This window comes from Candidatus Dormiibacterota bacterium, assembly GCA_035635555.1.
GTDB lineage: Bacteria > Acidobacteriota > Polarisedimenticolia > Gp22-AA2 > Gp22-AA2 > Gp22-AA3.
The window spans coordinates 1-17,536 of the sequence record DASQAT010000009.1; the positions used below are offsets into that span (position 1 = coordinate 1).

Here is a 17,536-nt window from a genome sequence, read left to right on the forward strand (position 1 = left end):
GTCGATCACCGCGCCGTCGGCAATCGCCGCGCGCACCGACACGGTGTTCTCCCTGGTGGCGCCGTGCCTGATCGTGTGCGAGCCGCCCGCGTTGTTCGCCAGCATCCCGCCGAGAGTGCACCAGGCGGACGAGGAGGGGTCCGGGGCGAAGCGCATCCCGTGGCGTCTCAGCGTCCGGTTGAGGCGCGCCTGGACGACTCCGGGCTGGACGCGCACCGTGCCGCGCGCCGCATCGATGTCCGTGATCCGCTGGAAGTGCTTCGAGAAGTCGAGGACGATGCCCCGGCCCAGCGTCTGGCCGGCCAGACCCGAGCCTCCCCCGCGCGCCGTCACGGAAATGCGGTTCCGGCGGGCGTACTCCAGGACGGCCAGGACGTCGTCCTCGTGTCGGGGCACGACGGCGCCGAGAGGCATCACCTGGTAGATGCACGCCGCCGTGCTGTACAGGGTGCGGTGCACGGAGTCGAAGAGGACCTCGCCTTCGACCCTGCGGCGCAGGTCCTCCGCGACCCCGGCGGCCTCGAGCGCCGGCCGCGGCCGTTCCGCATCAACGAGCGTGGACATTTCGAGACCGGCGCGTTTCCTTCCCGACCAGGCCGGCGACGTGCGGGAGCTCCGGCAGGATCAGCTTCGTCATCGCCAGGCGCACGGCGGCTTCCGATCCCGGCATCGAGAACAGCACCATTCCGCGATAGGTGCCGGCCACCGCGCGGCTCAGCATCGCCGCCGACCCGATCTCGCGATAGCTCAGGGCCCTGAAGATCTCGCCGAAGCCGTCGAGCCGCTTGTCGAGAAGACCCGAGACCGCCTCGAAGGTCGAGTCCCGGACGCCGACGCCGGTGCCGCCGGTCAGGAGGACGACCCGCGCCCGCGCACGTTTCGCCAGCGCCCGGAGGTGCGAGACGATGCGGCGCGGATCGTCTTTCAGAATCCGGTAATCGACGACCGCGTGGCCCGCACCGCGCAGCGTCCGGAGGATGAGCGCGCCGCTCGCATCGGTCGATTCATGGCGCGTGTCGCTGACGGTAAGAACGGCGCAGGGCACGGAGGCCGGGCCTTGCAGGCGGTGCTCGCGGTGGCCCATCGTCTCCTCGAAGGCATCGCACCGGGAAGAGCGGTCAGTCCGCGAGCCCCAGGAGATAGCGGGTCAAGGTGCGCACGCCGACACCCGACCCGCCCTTCTTCATGTACGAGTACTCCTTGTCCCCGAAGGCCGGGCCGGCGATGTCCAGGTGCGCCCAGCGCAGCCCGCGTCGCACGAATTGACTCAGGAAGAGCCCCGCCGTGATGGCGCCGCCCCAGCGGATCCCCGTGTTCTTGATATCGGCGATGTCGCTCTTGATGTGCTCCAGGTACTCCTCGTAGAGCGGCAGCGGCCACATCGGCTCGCCGGCCCTGGAGGCGGCGGCCAGGATGTCGTCGACCATGCCCCGATCGTTCCCGAGGACCCCGGCCGCCATCGGACCGAGCGCCACGACGCAGGCCCCCGTCAGGGTGGCCAGGTCGATCGCCTCCTCGAGGTCGGGCAGGGTCGATGCGTACGACAGGGCGTCGGCAAGGACCAGCCGTCCCTCGGCGTCTGTGTTGCGCACCTCGACCGTCTTGCCGTTCATGATCTTGAGGATGTCGCCCGGCCGGAGGGCGCCTCCCCCCGGCATGTTCTCCGCCATCCCCATGAGGCCGATCACCTCGGTCCGCGGCGCCAGCTCGGGCAGGATCTTGAGCGTCGCGAGCACCGTCGCGGAGCCGGCCATGTCGCACTTCATCGTTTCCATCCCTTCCGAGGTCTTGAGGGACAGCCCGCCCGAATCGAACGTCAGGCCCTTGCCGATGAGGGCGATCTTGCGGACCGCCCTCTCTTCCGGTTTGTACTCGAGCTGGATCAGGCGCGGCGCCCTCTTCGAGCCCTGCCCGACGCCGAGGATCCCTCCCATCCCCAGGCGGCGCATCTCCTCCGGTTCGAAGACCTTGATGCCGATCTTCGACTCGTCGGCCACCTGTCTGGCGATCTCCGCCATTTTTTCGGGGAACAGCTCGCCGGCCGGCTCGTTCACCAGATCGCGGGCGAAGTTGGTGGCGCTCGACGTCGTCTCGCCGAACGAGATCCCGTCGGACACCTCCCGGAGCGGCCCGTCCCCCGCGGCCACCTGCACCTCGCGCAGGTATTTGTGCCCGGTGCGCGCCTCGGACCGGTACCGATCGAACCGGTAGGTCCCCAGCAGGATCCCTTCGCACAGGGCCACCGCCGCCTCGCGCGCCGGGAACGGCGAGGCGCCGGCCTGCAAAAGGGGAAGCGCGACGCTCGCGGCGCCCAGCCGGTCGCACTCCAGGAACGCGTCCCCGAGGTAGCGCCGGTAGCGCAGCAGGGTCAGATCGTCCTTCGCCCCGAGGCCGAGCAGGACGTATCTCCTGCACCTCAGTCCATCTCCCGGTGGGGCGTGCCAGAGGAGGTGGCGGCCGGCCGCGCCTTCGAAGTGATCCTCCTTGGCGACTTCCAGGAGACGCTGCGCCAGGGAGCGATCGACCGGGCCCGGGAGAACCGCGTCCCCCTTGAACTTGTAGACGATGCCGATGTCGGCGGTGAGGCCCGCGAGATCGCCCTTCCTGGATTCGATGCGCGGCGGGCCGCTCACGCCCGTCCCTTCACGAAGGCCCGGACACGCGGGACCAGCGCCTGGGCGGAGAGACCCACTTCGTCGAGGAGCTGGGGCATCGAACCGTGCATGACGAACCGATCGGGCAGGCCGACGTGGTGCAGCGCCCCCGGGGTCACGCCCGACTCGTGGAGCTGCTCGTGCACTCCGTCGCCGAAGCCGCCGCGAAGCGTATTCTCTTCGAGGGTCACCAGGACCGGGTAGCGCGCCGCGACGTCTCTCAGGAGCGCGCCGTCGAGCGGCTTGACGAACCGGCAGTTCACGACCGCGACGTCGAGATCCTCCTCCAAAAGCTTCTGCCGCACGGTCTCGGCCGTCTCCACCATCGAGCCGACCGCCAGGAGACAGGCGTCGCGACCTTCGTGCAGCACCTCCCAGGTCCCGATCGGGATGGTCCTGAAGGGACGCTCGGGCGTAAACCGGCGGCTGGGGCGCTTGGGGTAGCGGATGGCGAACGGGTACACCTCCTGGTCGACAGCCGTCTTCAGGAGATCGCACAGCTCGTCGCCGTCCTTGGGAGCGGCGATCACGAAGTTCGGCACGGCGCGCAGGTAGGTCAGGTCGAACACGCCGTGGTGCGTCGGGCCGTCGGCCCCGACCAGGCCGGCGCGATCCAGGCAGAACGTGACCGGGAGGGACTGCACCCCGACGTCGTGGATGATCTGGTCGTAGGCGCGCTGCAGGAAGGTGGAGTAGATCGCCGCGACCGGCCGCATCCCCGAGATCGCCAGACCCGCGGCGAAGGTCACGCCGTACGCCTCCGCGATGCCGACGTCGAAGAAGCGCGACGGGTGCTTCTCTCCGAATTTCACCAGACCGGTGCCGTCGGCCATCGCCGCCGTGATCGCGACGACCCTGTCGTTGTCCGTGGCCAGCCGCGACATCGCCTCGCCGAACACCTTGCCGTAATCGGGGGCGGCCGCCTTGCCCGAGGCGGCCAGCGTCCCGGATGCCGGATCGAAGGCGGTGACGCCGTGGTAGACGCACGAGTTGGCCTCGGCGTAAGGCAGCCCCTTGCCTTTCTTCGTGATGACGTGCAGGAGACGCGGCCCCTTGACCGCCTTCAGGTTCGTCAGCACCGAGATCAACTCTTGAAGATTGTGCCCGTCCATCGGCCCGTAATACTGGAACCCCAGCGCCTGGAACAATCCTCCGGGCACCACCACTTCCTTGAGCGATCGCTCCATGCGCTTCGCCAGCTCACCGGCGGGGACGCCGAGCGGCACTTTCTTGAGGATGTCGCGCACTTCCTCTTTGAGCCGGTTGTAGTACTTGCTCGAGGTGATGCTCGTCAGGTAGGTGGAGATCGCCCCGACGTTCGGCGAGATCGACATCTCGTTGTCGTTCAGGATCACGAGGATGTCCCGCTTCGAGTGTCCGGCGTTGTTGAGCCCCTCGTAGGCCAGACCTCCCGTCATGGCGCCGTCCCCGGTCACCGTGACGACGTGGTGATCCTCGCCGGCGCTGTCGCGTGCCACGACCATTCCCATGGCCGCCGCGATCGACGTGCTGGCGTGCGCCACGCCGAACGCGTCGTACGGCGACTCGGTCGGGCTGACGAAGCCGGACAGCCCCTTGTACTGCCTGATGGTCGGAAGCCTGTCCCGACGGCCGGTGAGGACCTTGTGACCGTACGCCTGATGACCGACGTCCCAGACTATCTTGTCGCGCGGGGCCTCGAAACAGTAGTGCAGGGCGATGGTGAGCTCGATCGCTCCCAGGCTGGGGGCGAGATGCCCGCCGGTCTTGGAGACGACCTCCACGACGTACTCCCGCAGCTCGGCGGCGAGCCGCTCGAGCTCCGGGAGGCTCAGCTTCTTGAGGTCGGCGGGCGAATTGACGAAGGGCAGGATCGCCCCCGACCTGGCCTCTTCCTTCTGCACGCCGCGCACGGCCGGAACGCTCATCTTGTCTGTCAGGGCTTCAGACATCGCGCTCCTCGCTCTCGGGTAGGTCGGCAAATCTCAGGGAAGTCGCTGTCACTGCAGTCACATGGCCGGTAATCATAGACCCCGGGACCGGGCCGGTCAAGAACCGGCTCCCCGGGAGGCCGGAGCGGTCGTGGGCGTCCCGCGGCCCTGTGCTATAGTGCGCGGCCCGGCGGAGCCTCCGCGTGATCCCCCTCAAGGACGACAACCCGACACGCAGCGTTCCCTTCGTGACGGTCGTCCTCATTCTCGCAAACACCGCCGTGTTCGTCTACCAGCTGCTGCTCCCGCCGGAGGCTTCCAAGAGCCTGATCGCCGGGCTGGGACTCACACCCGCCCTGCTGACCGAGGCGCTCCTGCACGATCCGGGGCGGCTCGGCCGCGCCGGCGTGACGCTGCTGACGGCGATGTTCCTGCACGGCGGTATCCTGCACGTCGCGCTGAACATGCTGTATCTGTGGATCTTCGGGAACAACATCGAGGACGTCATGGGTCACGGCCGCTTCGTTCTCTTCTATCTAGGGTGCGGCCTGATCGCCTCACTCACGCAGGTGGCGGCGGCGCCGCACTCGAAGATCCCGATGATCGGCGCGAGCGGGGCCATCTCGGGCGTCCTGGGGGCCTACCTCGTGATGTTCCCGGTGGCGCGCGTCCTGACGCTCGTCTTCCTCGTCTTCTTCGTTCGTGTCGTCTCGTTCCCTGCGGTCATCGTGCTGGGCTTCTGGTTTCTCCTGCAGCTCGTCAATGCCGGACAGATGAGCGCGGGCGGCGGCGTGGCGGTGCTGGCGCACATCGGAGGATTCGTGACCGGGCTCGTCCTCATCCCGGCGTTCCGTCGCAGACGCCCGCGGCAGAGCCTCTTCTAGACCGAAGCAGTCTCGAGCCCGTGGGCGCGCAGCGCCCGCCGCACCTTCCGCCGCAGGTCGGCGATCGTGCCGTCGTTGTCGATCAGGACGTCGGCCAGGGCCAGCGTCGCCAGGAGCTGCTGTCCGGCCGGCGTGGTGGAGTTCTCGCGTTCTTCCTTGCGCGCGAACTCGTCCAGGGTCGCGCCGTCCCCCAGCCGGCCGCGCAGGAGAGAGCGCTCGAAACGCAGCGCCTGGGGCGCGTCGATTCCCAGGAGAAGGAAGCGCGGAAGCCGCCTCAGGACCTCGACCTCCCCCGGGTTGCGGATCGAGTCGACCACAGCGCGCCCCTTCAGGCGCGGGAGCACGCCCAGCGCCAGAGCACCGGGACCGTGCTCCGACCGCAGGTCGACACCGACGCGGATGAGGTTATCGCGGCTGTGATCCAGTCCGCGGCGGGTCGCTTCCTCGCGCACGGCATCGGACAAGGAATGGACATCGAACCCTGACGCGGCGAGGAATGTCGCGACCTCTCCCTTGCCCGAGGCATTGGGACCGGTGAGGCCCACGACCAGAATGGGGAGCGGCTGCTTAGCGCGCGCTGCCGGGTGTGTTGCCCGATGAGTCGCCCTCTTCGGGCGCAGGGGCGTCCGACGGCTCTTCATTGGAATCATCGGGCGGGGCGGGCGCCGCCTCGGGATCGACCGCGGGGGCGGGAGGCGGATCGGCTGGCGGCGGCTGCGTCACCTGCGGCTGCGGAGCGACCGGAGGAGTCTGTGGAGCCGGTGTGGTCCGTCCCGCGTCGACCATCCCCGGTCTTCCGCCGCGACCACCCCCCCCGTTGATGCCGCGGCCGAACCTGCGTCCCGCGGCCAGACTCTGACGCGCTGCCATTCCGAGCATGGGACCACCCGGTCTGCCGCCGGGGCCCGCGGTGGCCTGGGGATAGGGGCGCTGAATCGGGCCGGCGCCGCTGTTCCCGCCGATGTCGAGGGGCTTGATGTGCGCAAGGTTGTCATTCGGACCGCCCGCAGGCCGGCCGCCGATTCCCGGTCCCGCCGCCATCGAGGGATCGGTTGGAAGCCCCGACGCGACCGCGGGCGGAGCGGCGGCGGGGGCGGGCCCGGCCGCCACGATCGGAGCGACGGCAGCCGGCGCGGGCGCACTCTGCGCCGGAATGGCCTGGGGTGCCGTGATCGCGAAATCCTCTATCTTGGAGATCTGGTCGGTCGGGACCCCGACCTTGCCGCCACCCTCCATCTCCAGGATGGTGAACTTCTCCCCCTTCTCGACGCTCTTGACCATGATCGCCTTGCCGTTGACGAAGTAGACGACCTGGTCGGCGAACGACAGGGGGACTGTGGCGCACAGAAGCACGATCGCGAAGGGAAGGAGTCTACGGGATGACATAATCGACTCTCCGTAACGGCCCACCCAGAACCCGGTTTTTAGAGACCCCATCATTGTCCTCCGGATCCCGCGCGAAGTAAACCCCCGGTGGGAAGAAACTTCGGCCCACGGAAGTCTACGGTGAGGGTACGCCCGGCGCAATGAAAATCGTCGCCTACGATGCGGTGACCGAGACGCCTTCGGGCACAAAATGACACTCGAGGATCGTGGCCCCCCGCTCCCGGGCGCTCTGGGCGACCCTCTCCCGCATGCCATCCCTCGCCCAGAGGACCACGCACCCTCCCCCGCCGGCCCCGCACACCTTCCCGGCTATCGCCCCGGCGGAGCGCGCCGCCTCGATCAGACGATCGATCGACTCGTTCGTCACAGTCGGCGACATCCGCTTGCGCGCTTCCCACTCCCGCCCCAGCGCCTCCCCCGCGGCGTCCCAGTCGGCCGCCAGGAGGGCCCGGCGCATGGCGTGGGTGGCTTCGATGATCCGATCGAGCGCCAGCCGCGCATCCGCGTCGCCGTCGAGGTGCCTCTTCAGCATGTCCCAGTTCGAGACGCCGGAGGCCCTCGACACGCCGGTGAACACCAGGACGGTCCTCTGCCCCAGTGCCGCGCCGTCCACGGCCAGGCGCTCCACCCGGGTCCCCTCGACGGTGTAGTGGAGGGCGAGCGTGCCGCCGTGGCGGGCCGGGTGGTAGTCCTGCTCCCCCGTCGGGATCCTCAGCACCTGCGTCTCGATGGAGCGGGTGAGCTGCAGCAGCGCGTCGCCGCCGAGACCGCGGGAGGTATGGCGATCGAGGGCGGCGGCCAGGGCGATGCCGAGCGTCGACGAGCCTCCGAGGCCGGACCCGGCGGGGGCCCGGCAGTCGGTCGTGATCCGGCATGACGCCTCGCGCGCCTGCGCCTGCTCGAGGAAATGGGAGGCGAGACGCATCGGGAACTCGAGCTCGGATGGCGCCTCTTTCAGCGCCGCGCGCAGGTGCGCCACGGAGGCGAACCGCGCCCTCCGGTCACGGTCGATGGAGACCAGCTCGACCGACCCGTCGCGGGTGGATTCGACCGTGGCGCGGGCATAGAGATCGATGGCGGTATTGACGGTGAGCGGATCGTCGTGCAGCAGGTACAGCGGCCACAGATCGACGGTGCCGCCCCCGAGGTCGATGCGAGTCGGGGCGCGCGCCTCGACCCGCTCAGGCATCGAGACGCCCCGTCTTCGACCGGTGACCGGCCAGGATGGTCTGCGCCTCGCTCTCCGCTTCGAGAGGCACGAGGACGCGCGTCTCACCGAGGCCGTCCACCGTGAACGGATACAGGAGATGGCTGATGTCGGTCGCGAGGCCGACGGGGATGCCGTAGAGCTCCAGGATGCCCTTGACGAGCTGGGCTTCGAGGTCGCTCCAGGTTCGGTACACGACGACGGACACGGTTTCGTCCACGGCTCGGACCATCATAGACGCGCCCGTGGAAAACGGTCAACGGGAGAGGCGCCAATCCCGCTCCTCCCTCCCGCGGTTGATGATCCGGAAACGCTGTGTTAGCATGCGACGTTCTGCGCCCGCCGCTCTCGGCTCGTCCTTGCCCAGAGCGGCTTTCGATTGGATCCCCGGCGTCATGTCCGCATGCTGAAGTCCTTGGACAGGCCATTCTTCGAGCGCGCCGGGGTGTGGCTCCTGGCGGCCGCTCTCTTGCTGGTCCCCCTCGCGTACAGCTCCAGCCTCGCCGACCCGTTCGCCTTCGTGAAGCGGTCGCTGATGCTGCTGGTCGCACTTCTGCTCTGGGGGCTGGCCTTCCTCGCGCCGGCCCCCGAAGATCGGCCGCGGCTGGTCGCGCCGGTGCGGACCCTTCTCCTCGTCTTCCTCGTCTCGGCCGCGGCGGCCTGTGTCGTCGCCGCCAACCGTGGTCTGGCCCTCTGGGGCCTGCTCGACCTGACGGTAGGGCTCGGCCTCTTCCTCGGGACGGTGCGCTTCGTGCGCGACGTCCGGAGCGTGTCTCTTCTTCTGCGCACCACGCTGCTCGCCGCGTCCATCGTGGCGCTTGCGTCGCTGCTTCAAGTATTCATACCCGCCTCGGCCGGCGGGTGGCTGAACGACATCCTCCCGCCGAATCGTGGCGGATCGACGCTGGGCGATCCGGGTCTGGCGTGCCAGTTCCTGATCCTGGCTCTGCCGCTCGGGATCGGCGCGGCGGCGCTGTCCGCGAGCGCCTGGCGCCAGGCCTGCGGCGGCCTGCTCGGGCTCGTCGCTTCGGCGCTCCTGTTCATCGGCAGGCCCGAGGGCTGGTGGCTGGCGGCCGCCGCCCTGCTGCTCGTCGTCGTGGGCCGCATCGTCCAGGCCGCGGGACACGGCGGCCGCTGGACAGATCTGGCCCCCGATCTGGGCGGGGCCGGTTTGCGCGCCCTCCTGATCGCGGGGATCGTCGTTCTGGTCGTTGTCTCGGTATCCCGCCTGGCCTTCCTGTATCCGTCGGCGAAGCCGCTCGAGCCGCTCCAGGGCACGTCCCTTCTGTCCCCGACGACCGGCAACCCGGCCGCCGACAGGGCCGCGGCCGTCCGCGACACCTTCGTACTCATCCTGCATCATCCTCTCGGGGCAGGGCCGGGCGGATTCCGGCATGCCTTCCTGGAGGTCGCCTGGACGGCCTCGCCGAACTCTCCCTTTTCTCTCAGCCACCAGGCGATCCATCCGGGGAACGCATTCCTGGAGATGACGGCCGAGACCGGTCTCCTGGGCGGTCTGGCGTTCGCGCTCCTCGTCCTCGTGCTGCTTCTCCAGGCCCTCCTCGCCGCGGCCCGGGCGGAGCCACCCTGGGACAACGTCGGCGTGGCGGCCCTCGCCGGGCTCGGGGCACTGGCGGGGATCGCCTTCCTGGGGGCGCCTTACCAGGAGGCCACCCCGTCGATTCTCTTCTGGGTGCTCGCCGGGATCGTGCAGGTCTCACTCCGAAGCGCCGGCGCCGTGCCGCGTCCTCTCGGTCTGCTGGTTCCGCGCGAGCGTGCGGCCGGCGCGGGGCGCGGCAGGCGTCTCGCCGCCGCGGCCGGTCTCGCCTGGATCGCGGCCGCCGCGGTGCTCGGATTCTTCGTGGTCGATCGCGCCCGCGCCTCGATGGCGACGCTGGAGGGGCAGGGGGCGTTCTACGCGGGACGGTACGCGGCGGCGCTGCAGGCCTTCGGGCGCGCTCCCGTCCTGCGCTCGCCCGACCACCTGCCGCGCGTGCTGGCGGGCAGCGCCAGCCTGCGTCTGGGTCTCTACGATCAGTCCGTGCGCGAGTTCGGCGAGACCCTCAGGCGCTCACCTCATTTCATCGCGGCGTACCTCGGAAGGGCGGCGGCCGAGGAGGCCCAGGGACACTGGGACCTCGCGGACTCGGACTACCGGGCGGCCCTCAAGATCTGGCCGGACAACGCCGACATCTACCTGGCGCTCGCGAACCTCGACACCACGCGCGGACGCGTGGACGCCGCGCTCGACGACTACCGCCAGGTCATGGAGCTCAATCCGAACCAGGCGGACACTTATTTCCGGATGGGAGAGCTGTTCCTGCGTCGGGACCAGATCGACGAGGCGATCGAGGCGTTTCGCGTCTGCGCAATGAAGAACCCGAAGTATCCCCGCGTGCTCCTGAGGCTCGGCGACGCCTTCTTCCAGAAGGGGCTGCAGGAGATGGCGCTGCGCTACTTCCAGGCGGCGGCCAACGCCGACGGCAAGGACATCCAGGCGCGGCTGCGCATCGCCAACACGCAGCACGCCCTCGGCAAGATGTGCGAGGCCCAGGACGCCCTCGAGGCGGCCCGCGACCTCGAAACCGACACGGCGCGGCGCGACGGGATCCTCGACCTGATCAAGAAGATCGAGCCCGAGTGCAGGAAGGAGCGCGGGCCGCAGAAGCGGTGATCGCCGGCCTCCGCCTCATTCGATCCAGATCTCGATGTGGCAGCTGTCGTCGTCCACTTCCAGCAGCTTGCCCGCGCCCGCCGTCTCGATCGCTTCGAAAATGTGGTCGAGATTGATCCCCTTCTGCCGCGCCACGTTCTGCATCTCCTTCTTCTGGTCCTCGTTGACGGCGTCGATGAGCATGCGCGCGAAGGCGACCGGCAGATTGACCTTGAGCTCGTAACGCTTCTCCTCCTTGTTGTAGACGGTCATCCGGATGAGGCTCGGGGTCGCACCCCTCGCGCCCGGTCGCTCCGTCTCCGTCGAGGGCACCTGCTTCGGATCGATCTTCAGGATGGCGATCAGGATTTCGTTGCGGATGTCGGTGTCGGTCTGGGTGTCGTACGCCTTTTTCAGGACCGGGAGCGACCGGCGGCGGAGGTCCTCGTCGGACGTGTCTCCGGCCTGGATCGCGGCGAGCGTCGAGACGTAGCGCGAGCCGTTCCCGAGTCCCTCTTTCAGCACGGCGGAACAGTCACGTCTCGAGGGTGAGCGCGGCTCGCAGGCGGCGGAGAAAAGGGCCGCCCAGGCCTGCTCCACCATCACCTTCTCGCCGGTGTGCCCCGCGATGAACTCCCTGAAGGCCTTGACGCCGTCGGCCTCGCGCCCCGGGATCCGGCTCAGGGCGCGCGCCCGGTAGAAGCCCGCCTGGGTCGTCGAGTGTCCCGACGGATACCTCGCGAGGATCTCCTCGCAGCCGCGCAGCACCGCCGTCCAGTCCTGATCGAACACGTCCACCTTCACCTGACGGAACAGCTCGTCCTCGCCGGCGGCCGCCCCCAGGAACGTGAGCGCCAGCACGAGCGCGAGACCGCGGGCGACGTCAGACGACATCCGCCCTCCCCTCCATCTCGCGCGTGACCAGGTCGATGCGCAGAAGGATCTGCCGCGTCTCGATCTGCTCGCGCAGGTCGTGGATCTGGCGCGCCGAGGCGCAGTCGTCGAGCGCCGCCACCTGCATCAGGACCGACTCGAGCTGGCGCACCAGCGTGGACAGCCGCTGGTCCTCGAGCGACCCGAGACCGCCTTCGTAGAGGTTCATCCTCCTGAGCAGCTGCCGCGACTTCTCCTTCTCGAGAGTGATGTCATATTGGCCGCCGGCCTTGCGGCACGGGGCGGCCGGCCCGACCAGGTTGACCAGAACGGCGCGGCTGTCCGTCAGATAGCGGGCAGCCCCCCGGCGCGCCAGCCGGTCCTGCATCGCGTGGGCCGACTCCAGCAGGGAAACGAGCGGCGGCCCTCCGACGCCGGAGTCGGGCGATGCCGGCGCTCCCCCAGGCACGCCTCCCGGCCGCAGCCCCGTGTTCCACAGGAGGACCGCGACGAGGGCGGCCGCCGCCAAGAGCGCGAAGCGAGCCGGGACGGGGACTGCCACCCACCCCGCAGCCACGGCGGTTGCGGGCCGGGCGGCCTCGGCGGCGCGCGCCCGGGCGACGGCGGCACGCGCGAACTCGCGCCAGTCGACCTCGGTCTCGCGGGGAAAGACCGTCTCCGGGGTCGCCGCGTCCAGACACCCGCGGAACTCGTCCCACTCCAGCCCGCAGAATCGGCAGGAGTCGAGATGGCGCAGGAGGCCGGCCTCGTCCGCAGGGACGAGCGCCCCGTAGTAGAGGAGGCTCATCCGGACGCGGGCGGCGCGGCAGGCGCGCGGGGGCCGGCGCGGGCTCACGACGACTCACCTTTCGGCGACCGGAACGCCGGATCGGTGCGCGCCAGGTGGTCGCGGATCGCCGCGGCGGCGCGGTGCAGGGACGACTTGACGGTCCCCAGGGCGCAGCCGAGAGCCTTGGCTATCTCCTCGAGACGCATCTCTCCGAAGTGGCGCAGCATGAAGATCTCCCGCTGTCTCGGCGGCAGCGTGTCGATCGCCCCCTGCAGCACGCTCCGGAGCTCGCGACGCTCCTGGCGCGTCTGGGCGGATTCCTCCGACGAGGACAGAGGGAGCGGTCCCCGTCCCGGCCGCGTTTCCTGCGCCTCGTCGAGGGACTGCTCCGGGCGGACCCGCCGGTGCCGGATCTGGTCGATGCACCGGTTGGCGAGGATGCGCGACGCCCAGGTGAACGGATGGGCGCTGGGACGATAGCTCTGGCGGGCCAGGTAGATTTTCACGAACGCCTCCTGCACCGCGTCGAGGGCCTCCTCGTGGTTGTGGAGGTAACCGCAGGCCAGCCGATACAGACGTCTCTGATAGCGCTCGACGAGAGTCTCGAAGGCGCCGGGTGATCCACGCCGCACCTGTTCCATGAGGGTGAAGTCATCAGCCTCCACACCCCCCTCCGCACAGGATCAAACGGCCGCGGGCGTCCCGGGGTTTACCGCTTCCGGCGCGCCGCGATGAAGTTTTCGATGACCCGGAGGACCTCCGCGGGTGGGTCCACGAAGCGGATGCCGATCCCGGGCAGGAGATGGCTCCCCGGTTGCGGCCGCAGAGACCGCCGGACCTCCCCCTCGGCCGCGACGGGCGCCGGTTTCTCCAGGCGTCCCTCGAGCCGGCGTGACGGCAGGTGGATCACCATCTGCAGCCGGGTCCCGCGGACGAACGGCCGCGGGCTCTTGAGGAACAGGCCGTGCGTGCTCAGATCGCGAGTGTAGGCGGTGTAGGAGGCCGATCTCACCTTGAATTCGACCCGGCAGGACACCGGGATGCGTCCCTCGCGGCGCTCCAGGAGCGGCACGAAGCGTCGCACCTTCTCGAGGAAGGAGGCCGACTCGAGCGGCTTGATCAGGACATCATCGCAGCCGGCGCGCACGCACTCCTCGCGGCGGGACTCGGAGGCGACGAGCACGATCGGAATCCGCCCGAGGAGCGGGTCGGCCTTGAGGAACCGGCAGGCCGCGATGCCGTCCATCTCCGGCATCTCCGCGTCCAGGAAGACGAGGTCGGGTGGATCCTGACGGCACAGGTTCAGCGCCTCGACACCGGTGCGCGCAGTCTGGATCCTGCAGGTGGTCCGCTTCAGGTAGTTCCTCTGCAGGTCGATGAACGGCAGGACGTCGTCCACCAGGAGGATGCGGACGATGCGCTCGTCACTCACCGCCCCCTCGCCGAGCAGCGCTCCAGCACGTACCCGGCGAGGAACATCAGACTGCCGAGGAGCAGCCAGGCGAGCTCGGAGTTCATGTTGTCCTCCCCGAAGCCGTAGACCAGCAATGCCACGCCCAGGGTCAGCATCGCCGCGATCTCGAGGATCTTGCCGACTACGTACGTCACGCCCGCCACTATAGCGGAAGGTGCGTTCCGGTGCTGCCATCCGTTACCATGAGCGCGGGGACTCCGGGGGAGGCTGAAGTGGGGGACCACAAGGGGAAGCGAGTCGCCGTGATCGGAGGCGGCCCCGGCGGCGCGCAGTGCGCCCGGCGTCTGGCGGAGGCCGGCGTCGATGTGACCGTGTTCGAGCCGCGGGTGCGTTTCGAGAAGGCCTGCGGCGGCGGCATCCCGGCCCGGGGCCTGGAGCGCTACCCGTTTCTCCTCGACACCGGACTGGCCGGGAAGGCGGTTCGCGAATGCCTGGTCGTCGCGCCGTCCGGGCGCGAGGCACGGTTCCCCCTGGAGCACCCTCTTTACGTCTTCAGCCGCGGTGCCCTGCACTCCTTCATGCTGTCGCGCGCCGCCACCGCCGGCGCGCGCGTCGTCCGGGCGCGTGTCGTGTCGTTTCGGAACGACCGGGGTGCGTGGGACGTGCGCGCGGCCGCGGCGGGCGGAGGCGAGGCGGACCCCTTCGGCCCGTTTGATTTCATCGTCGCGGCGGACGGCGCCGCGGGGGCGGCCCGCCGGCGCCTCCTCCTCTCCACCTCCGGCGCCGACGTGTCGCAGGGGATCGGCTATTACCTGCCGGACGTCTCCGAGGAATTCGTCACCCTCAAGTTCTACGATCGTCTGCACGGCTACCTCTGGGTCTTCCCGCGGCCGGATCACTCGTCGGCGGGGATCTGCGCCACGCTCGGCGCGCTGCCTGTTTCCGGGCTCAGGGGACTGATGGACGATTTCCTGAAGAGTCGCTATCCGGCCGCGGCCGTCGAGGCCGCCGAGCGCTACGCCGCCCTCATCCCCGGGGCGCCGCAGGACCCGGGCAGCGAGCGGCTGCAGGGGGATGGATGGGCGCTGATCGGCGACGCCGCGCGTCTGGTCGACCCGCTCACGCGCGAGGGAATCTATTACGCGATGATCTCGGGCGATCTCCTGGCGGAGGCGCTGTGCCGCGGACAGCCGGAGCAGTACACAGACGCCTGGGCCGATCAGGGGGCCCGGGAGCTGTCCTGGGCGGCGGCGCACGGAAACGGCTTCTTCGACGCGCGCTTCATCGAGCGACTGGTGTTCCTCGCCGCCGCCAGCCCCGCCATCGCGCGCGTCCTGTCCGACGTCATCTCCGGGCGGCAGACGTACAGGACCCTGAAACGCCGCCTGTTGCTCAACGTCCCCCTGGTCGCGGCGCAACTCGTCCGCCGCGCGGTGACGGCGCCCCTCAGGCGTCGTGACAGTTGAAGCACTGGTTCTGGGCCGGCGGGTGGTTCGGTCCGCGCGGGCTCTTCTTGCCCGGACCGTGGCATTCGAGGCAGTCGGCCGGCTGCCGGGATGTCCGGTGATCGGCGTCGGCCGGGAGCCGGGGCGGATGGTGCAGGATGGTGTAGACGACGAGGAGGACGGCCAGCGTCCCGCCAACTACAAGAAAGATGATGAGAGGCGCCCGCCGGGATGTCGTGGACGTCACTGCGGACGGTCCGCCCTCATCCGCGGTCGACCCGCCGCGCGCGCGTGTTGGTCGAGATCTTCTCGGTGGCCATGACCTTCCCCTGCAGGAACGCCTCCTCGGCGATGGCCACGATCGAGGCGCGGATGTCGCCCCGCATCCGGCCCGTCGGCCGGAGCTCGAACTTCCGCGCCACCACGACCCGCCCGTCGATCGACCCTTCCACGATCAGGTTCTCCGCGGTGATGTCGCCGCGCACGGAGCCGTGCGGCTCGATGACGACCGACCCCGAGGTCACGACGTTCCCCTCGATGTGGCCGCGCAGCCGGATGTTCTCCTCGGAGACGATTTCACCGACGAGCGTGACGTCCCGATCGATCAGCGTGAGACCGTCGGTCTCCGGCAGTTCCTGCTCTGTCCTTGTGTCCTTGAAGAGGGGCAATCGCTTCCCCCGCGGGAGTGCGATGATATCAGCCGGTGCCGCCTGGATCAAATCAGCCTTGCGGCCGGTCGATCTCCTCCAGGCGGGCCTGGCCGCGGGCGATCTCCTGCAGGTCTTCCGTGAGACGGTCGCGCGCCCCGGCCGGCACGCTGGCGCGCAGCACACTTCTCTCCGCGTCGTCGTAGGATGACGAGTCCACGCGCCCCCCATGCCGGGCCAGAACGTGCCGCGCCTCGCCATCGAGACGGAGCGGCACGCTGATGAGCAGACGGCTCATCGGCACCGCCTCGACCCTCGGGGCGTCCTGGAGGACCCGGGTCGCGGCGGCGCGATAGGCGCGCGCCAGGCCGCCCTTGCCGAGCCTGGTGCCGCCGAAGTAACGGGTCACGACGACCACCAGGTTGCCGAGCCCGGCGCTGTGGATCGCCTGCAGGACGGGGGGTCCCGCGGTCCCTTTCGGCTCGCCCGCGTCGTGGGATCGCTCCAACCGCTCGCCCGGACGCCCCGCCACCGACATGCCCCAGCAGTGATGGGTCGCATCCGGGAACTCCGACCGCACCGTTTCGATCGCCAGGTCCGCCTCCTCCTCGTCGCGCGCCGGCACCGCCGTGGCGATGAAGCGCGAGCCCTTCTCACGCGTCTCCACGCGCAGCGTCCGCGCCAGGGTGGGGAAGGAAGCGGCCAGCCGGACCTCCCGCGAGAACGGATTCGTTGGAAGCGCGAGTCTAACGAGGCGGGTTGCTTCGGGTCAACGCGGCGGGCCCGGATTGGCTACGACTGCGTCCCCTCGGGCCACTGGTAGAACTGTCCGTGCGAGAAGACCATGTCGCAGTTGAAGTCGGTGGTCTGCCCGCCCGGACGCGAGCTGAGGAGGCCATCCTTGCCATAGCTTGCGAGCGTGTAGTCCGACCCGGTCGAAGTCGTGGATGCGTCCCAGCCGTTGCTCCACCCGTCGGCATCCGGCGGCATCCTGATGAAGTACGGATCGACGATCAGCTTCAGCGCGGCCCAGCTCGGTATCGCCTGCGGGTAGACGGCGGTGTCGGTCGCATACGCCTCGACGGCGGTGCCGATCGTCCGGAGGTCCGACATGGACTTCTTCTGCTTGCTCTTGTCGATCGCGTTGAGAAGATTCGGAAGCGCGACCGCGGAGATGATCCCGATGATCGCGACGACGATCAGGAGCTCGATCAGCGTGAAGCCCTTTCCTCCTGAGTGCCTGGATCCGCGAAGCGTCATCATCGGCGCGCTCCCCCTTCGCGCTCTCAAAGGGCAAGGACGGTGCCAGATCGGCCGGTCCCGGCCCCCCTGGATGCAACTGTCGACATAACATAACGTTGGCCGCGCCGGTCGCAAGCGGCGGCCTCAATTTCGTTGTGCCAAAAAGTGGCGATTCCGCCCCCCGCCTGCCGTTCAGCGTCAGCGCGGCCCTCGCGATCGCGTCACTTGCATCGAAACCGCCGCCCGCTTAAACTACGGACTCTTCACGCGATCGTGAGATTGTCATGCGTCGATCTCCCGGGCGCCGACGTAGCTCAGTGGTAGAGCAACTGATTCGTAATCAGTAGGTCGCCGGTTCAACCCCGGCCGTCGGCTCCATCCCCTTCCGCGGCGACCCGCCGGCCGGCGGCCGAAGGACAGGCTTTCAGCCG

General features: G+C 69.3%; 20 protein-coding genes and 1 tRNA gene. 4 read left to right on the forward strand and 17 right to left on the reverse strand.

The window, feature by feature from the left end; genetic code table 11:
* The 4 genes from VEW47_02485 to dxs all read right to left on the reverse strand — a co-directional run.
* Window positions 1-564, reverse strand: a 564-nt coding sequence (locus VEW47_02485; protein ID HYS04036.1) for an FAD-binding oxidoreductase, incomplete at its 3' end; no start/stop codon positions are given.
* A complete protein-coding gene (locus tag VEW47_02490; protein HYS04037.1) occupies window positions 548-1,084 on the reverse strand; it encodes a molybdenum cofactor biosynthesis protein B in 537 nt (178 codons plus the stop codon). The genes VEW47_02485 and VEW47_02490, both read right to left, overlap by 17 nt.
* Window positions 1,085-1,118: 34 nt before the next feature.
* Complete coding sequence (locus tag VEW47_02495) at window positions 1,119-2,633, reverse strand: leucyl aminopeptidase (protein ID HYS04038.1); 1,515 nt, start codon at window positions 2,631-2,633, stop codon at window positions 1,119-1,121.
* The gene (gene dxs / locus VEW47_02500) at window positions 2,630-4,585 is read right to left on the reverse strand and encodes a 1-deoxy-D-xylulose-5-phosphate synthase (protein ID HYS04039.1); all 1,956 of its coding nucleotides are present in this window, start codon (window positions 4,583-4,585) and stop codon (window positions 2,630-2,632) included. The genes VEW47_02495 and dxs overlap by 4 nt, the downstream gene beginning before the upstream one ends.
* Before the next feature lie 182 nt (window positions 4,586-4,767).
* On the opposite strand from dxs, the gene VEW47_02505 reads away from it, so the two are divergent.
* Window positions 4,768-5,448, forward strand: a complete 681-nt coding sequence (locus VEW47_02505; protein ID HYS04040.1) for a rhomboid family intramembrane serine protease — start codon at window positions 4,768-4,770, stop codon at window positions 5,446-5,448.
* On the opposite strand, the gene VEW47_02510 is transcribed toward VEW47_02505, so the two are convergent.
* The 4 genes from VEW47_02510 to VEW47_02525 form a co-directional block, all read right to left on the reverse strand.
* Window positions 5,445-6,098, reverse strand: a complete 654-nt coding sequence (locus VEW47_02510) for an AAA family ATPase (protein ID HYS04041.1) — start codon at window positions 6,096-6,098, stop codon at window positions 5,445-5,447. The genes VEW47_02505 and VEW47_02510 overlap by 4 nt on opposite strands.
* The gene (locus VEW47_02515) at window positions 6,016-6,834 is read right to left on the reverse strand and encodes a hypothetical protein (GenBank protein ID HYS04042.1); all 819 of its coding nucleotides are present in this window, start codon (window positions 6,832-6,834) and stop codon (window positions 6,016-6,018) included. The genes VEW47_02510 and VEW47_02515 overlap by 83 nt, the downstream gene beginning before the upstream one ends.
* 154 nt (window positions 6,835-6,988) lie before the next feature.
* Entirely contained in the window at window positions 6,989-8,023 is a 1,035-nt protein-coding gene (locus VEW47_02520) for a hypothetical protein (protein ID HYS04043.1), read from the reverse strand.
* Entirely contained in the window at window positions 8,016-8,261 is a 246-nt protein-coding gene (locus VEW47_02525; GenBank protein HYS04044.1) for a hypothetical protein, read from the reverse strand. Before VEW47_02525 ends, VEW47_02520 begins: the two co-directional genes overlap by 8 nt.
* A 183-nt stretch (window positions 8,262-8,444) precedes the next feature.
* Between VEW47_02525 and VEW47_02530 the strand changes: the two genes are divergently transcribed.
* Complete coding sequence (locus tag VEW47_02530; GenBank protein ID HYS04045.1) at window positions 8,445-10,715, forward strand: tetratricopeptide repeat protein; 2,271 nt, start codon at window positions 8,445-8,447, stop codon at window positions 10,713-10,715.
* Window positions 10,716-10,730: 15 nt separating this feature from the next.
* On the opposite strand, the gene VEW47_02535 is transcribed toward VEW47_02530, so the two are convergent.
* From VEW47_02535 to VEW47_02555, 5 genes are read right to left on the reverse strand one after another with little or no spacing between them, the layout of a single operon-like run.
* On the reverse strand, window positions 10,731-11,588 hold the full coding sequence (locus VEW47_02535; GenBank protein ID HYS04046.1) for a hypothetical protein: 858 nt from the start codon (window positions 11,586-11,588) through the stop codon (window positions 10,731-10,733).
* Window positions 11,578-12,423, reverse strand: coding sequence for a hypothetical protein (locus VEW47_02540; protein ID HYS04047.1), 846 nt, complete (start codon window positions 12,421-12,423; stop codon window positions 11,578-11,580). The genes VEW47_02535 and VEW47_02540 overlap by 11 nt, the downstream gene beginning before the upstream one ends.
* Window positions 12,420-13,022, reverse strand: coding sequence for an RNA polymerase sigma factor (locus VEW47_02545; protein ID HYS04048.1), 603 nt, complete (start codon window positions 13,020-13,022; stop codon window positions 12,420-12,422). Before VEW47_02545 ends, VEW47_02540 begins: the two co-directional genes overlap by 4 nt.
* Before the next feature lie 44 nt (window positions 13,023-13,066).
* Window positions 13,067-13,789, reverse strand: coding sequence for a response regulator (locus tag VEW47_02550; protein ID HYS04049.1), 723 nt, complete (start codon window positions 13,787-13,789; stop codon window positions 13,067-13,069).
* Window positions 13,786-13,965, reverse strand: coding sequence for a hypothetical protein (locus tag VEW47_02555; GenBank protein HYS04050.1), 180 nt, complete (start codon window positions 13,963-13,965; stop codon window positions 13,786-13,788). The genes VEW47_02550 and VEW47_02555 overlap by 4 nt, the downstream gene beginning before the upstream one ends.
* Before the next feature lie 30 nt (window positions 13,966-13,995).
* Between VEW47_02555 and VEW47_02560 the strand changes: the two genes are divergently transcribed.
* Window positions 13,996-15,237 (forward strand): NAD(P)/FAD-dependent oxidoreductase, encoded by a 1,242-nt coding sequence (locus VEW47_02560; protein HYS04051.1) that lies wholly within the window; start codon window positions 13,996-13,998, stop codon window positions 15,235-15,237.
* Here VEW47_02560 and VEW47_02565 read toward each other — a convergent pair.
* The 4 genes from VEW47_02565 to VEW47_02580 all read right to left on the reverse strand — a co-directional run bounded on the left by VEW47_02565 (window position 15,218) and on the right by VEW47_02580 (window position 17,126).
* On the reverse strand, window positions 15,218-15,463 hold the full coding sequence (locus tag VEW47_02565) for a hypothetical protein (protein HYS04052.1): 246 nt from the start codon (window positions 15,461-15,463) through the stop codon (window positions 15,218-15,220). The genes VEW47_02560 and VEW47_02565 overlap by 20 nt on opposite strands.
* Before the next feature lie 16 nt (window positions 15,464-15,479).
* A complete protein-coding gene (locus tag VEW47_02570) occupies window positions 15,480-15,884 on the reverse strand; it encodes a polymer-forming cytoskeletal protein (GenBank protein HYS04053.1) in 405 nt (134 codons plus the stop codon).
* A 52-nt stretch (window positions 15,885-15,936) separates the two neighbouring features.
* The gene (locus VEW47_02575) at window positions 15,937-16,530 is read right to left on the reverse strand and encodes a YigZ family protein (protein ID HYS04054.1); all 594 of its coding nucleotides are present in this window, start codon (window positions 16,528-16,530) and stop codon (window positions 15,937-15,939) included.
* A 125-nt stretch (window positions 16,531-16,655) separates the two neighbouring features.
* Window positions 16,656-17,126 (reverse strand): prepilin-type N-terminal cleavage/methylation domain-containing protein, encoded by a 471-nt coding sequence (locus VEW47_02580; GenBank protein HYS04055.1) that lies wholly within the window; start codon window positions 17,124-17,126, stop codon window positions 16,656-16,658.
* Between the two features lie 282 nt (window positions 17,127-17,408).
* Between VEW47_02580 and VEW47_02585 the strand changes: the two genes are divergently transcribed.
* Window positions 17,409-17,483 (forward strand) — tRNA-Thr (locus tag VEW47_02585).
* Window positions 17,484-17,536 lie beyond the last annotated feature (53 nt).

Coding starts and splice junctions, on each gene's coding strand:
- VEW47_02490 (HYS04037.1), bottom strand. CDS start 1,084: ATGGGCCACCGCGAGCACCGCCTGCAAGGCCCGGCCTCCGTGCCCTGC.
- dxs (HYS04039.1), bottom strand. CDS start 4,585: ATGTCTGAAGCCCTGACAGACAAGATGAGCGTTCCGGCCGTGCGCGGC.
- VEW47_02510 (HYS04041.1), bottom strand. CDS start 6,098: ATGATTCCAATGAAGAGCCGTCGGACGCCCCTGCGCCCGAAGAGGGCG.
- VEW47_02515 (HYS04042.1), bottom strand. CDS start 6,834: ATGTCATCCCGTAGACTCCTTCCCTTCGCGATCGTGCTTCTGTGCGCC.
- VEW47_02520 (HYS04043.1), bottom strand. CDS start 8,023: ATGCCTGAGCGGGTCGAGGCGCGCGCCCCGACTCGCATCGACCTCGGG.
- VEW47_02530 (HYS04045.1), top strand. CDS start 8,445: ATGCTGAAGTCCTTGGACAGGCCATTCTTCGAGCGCGCCGGGGTGTGG.
- VEW47_02535 (HYS04046.1), bottom strand. CDS start 11,588: ATGTCGTCTGACGTCGCCCGCGGTCTCGCGCTCGTGCTGGCGCTCACG.
- VEW47_02580 (HYS04055.1), bottom strand. CDS start 17,126: ATGATGACGCTTCGCGGATCCAGGCACTCAGGAGGAAAGGGCTTCACG.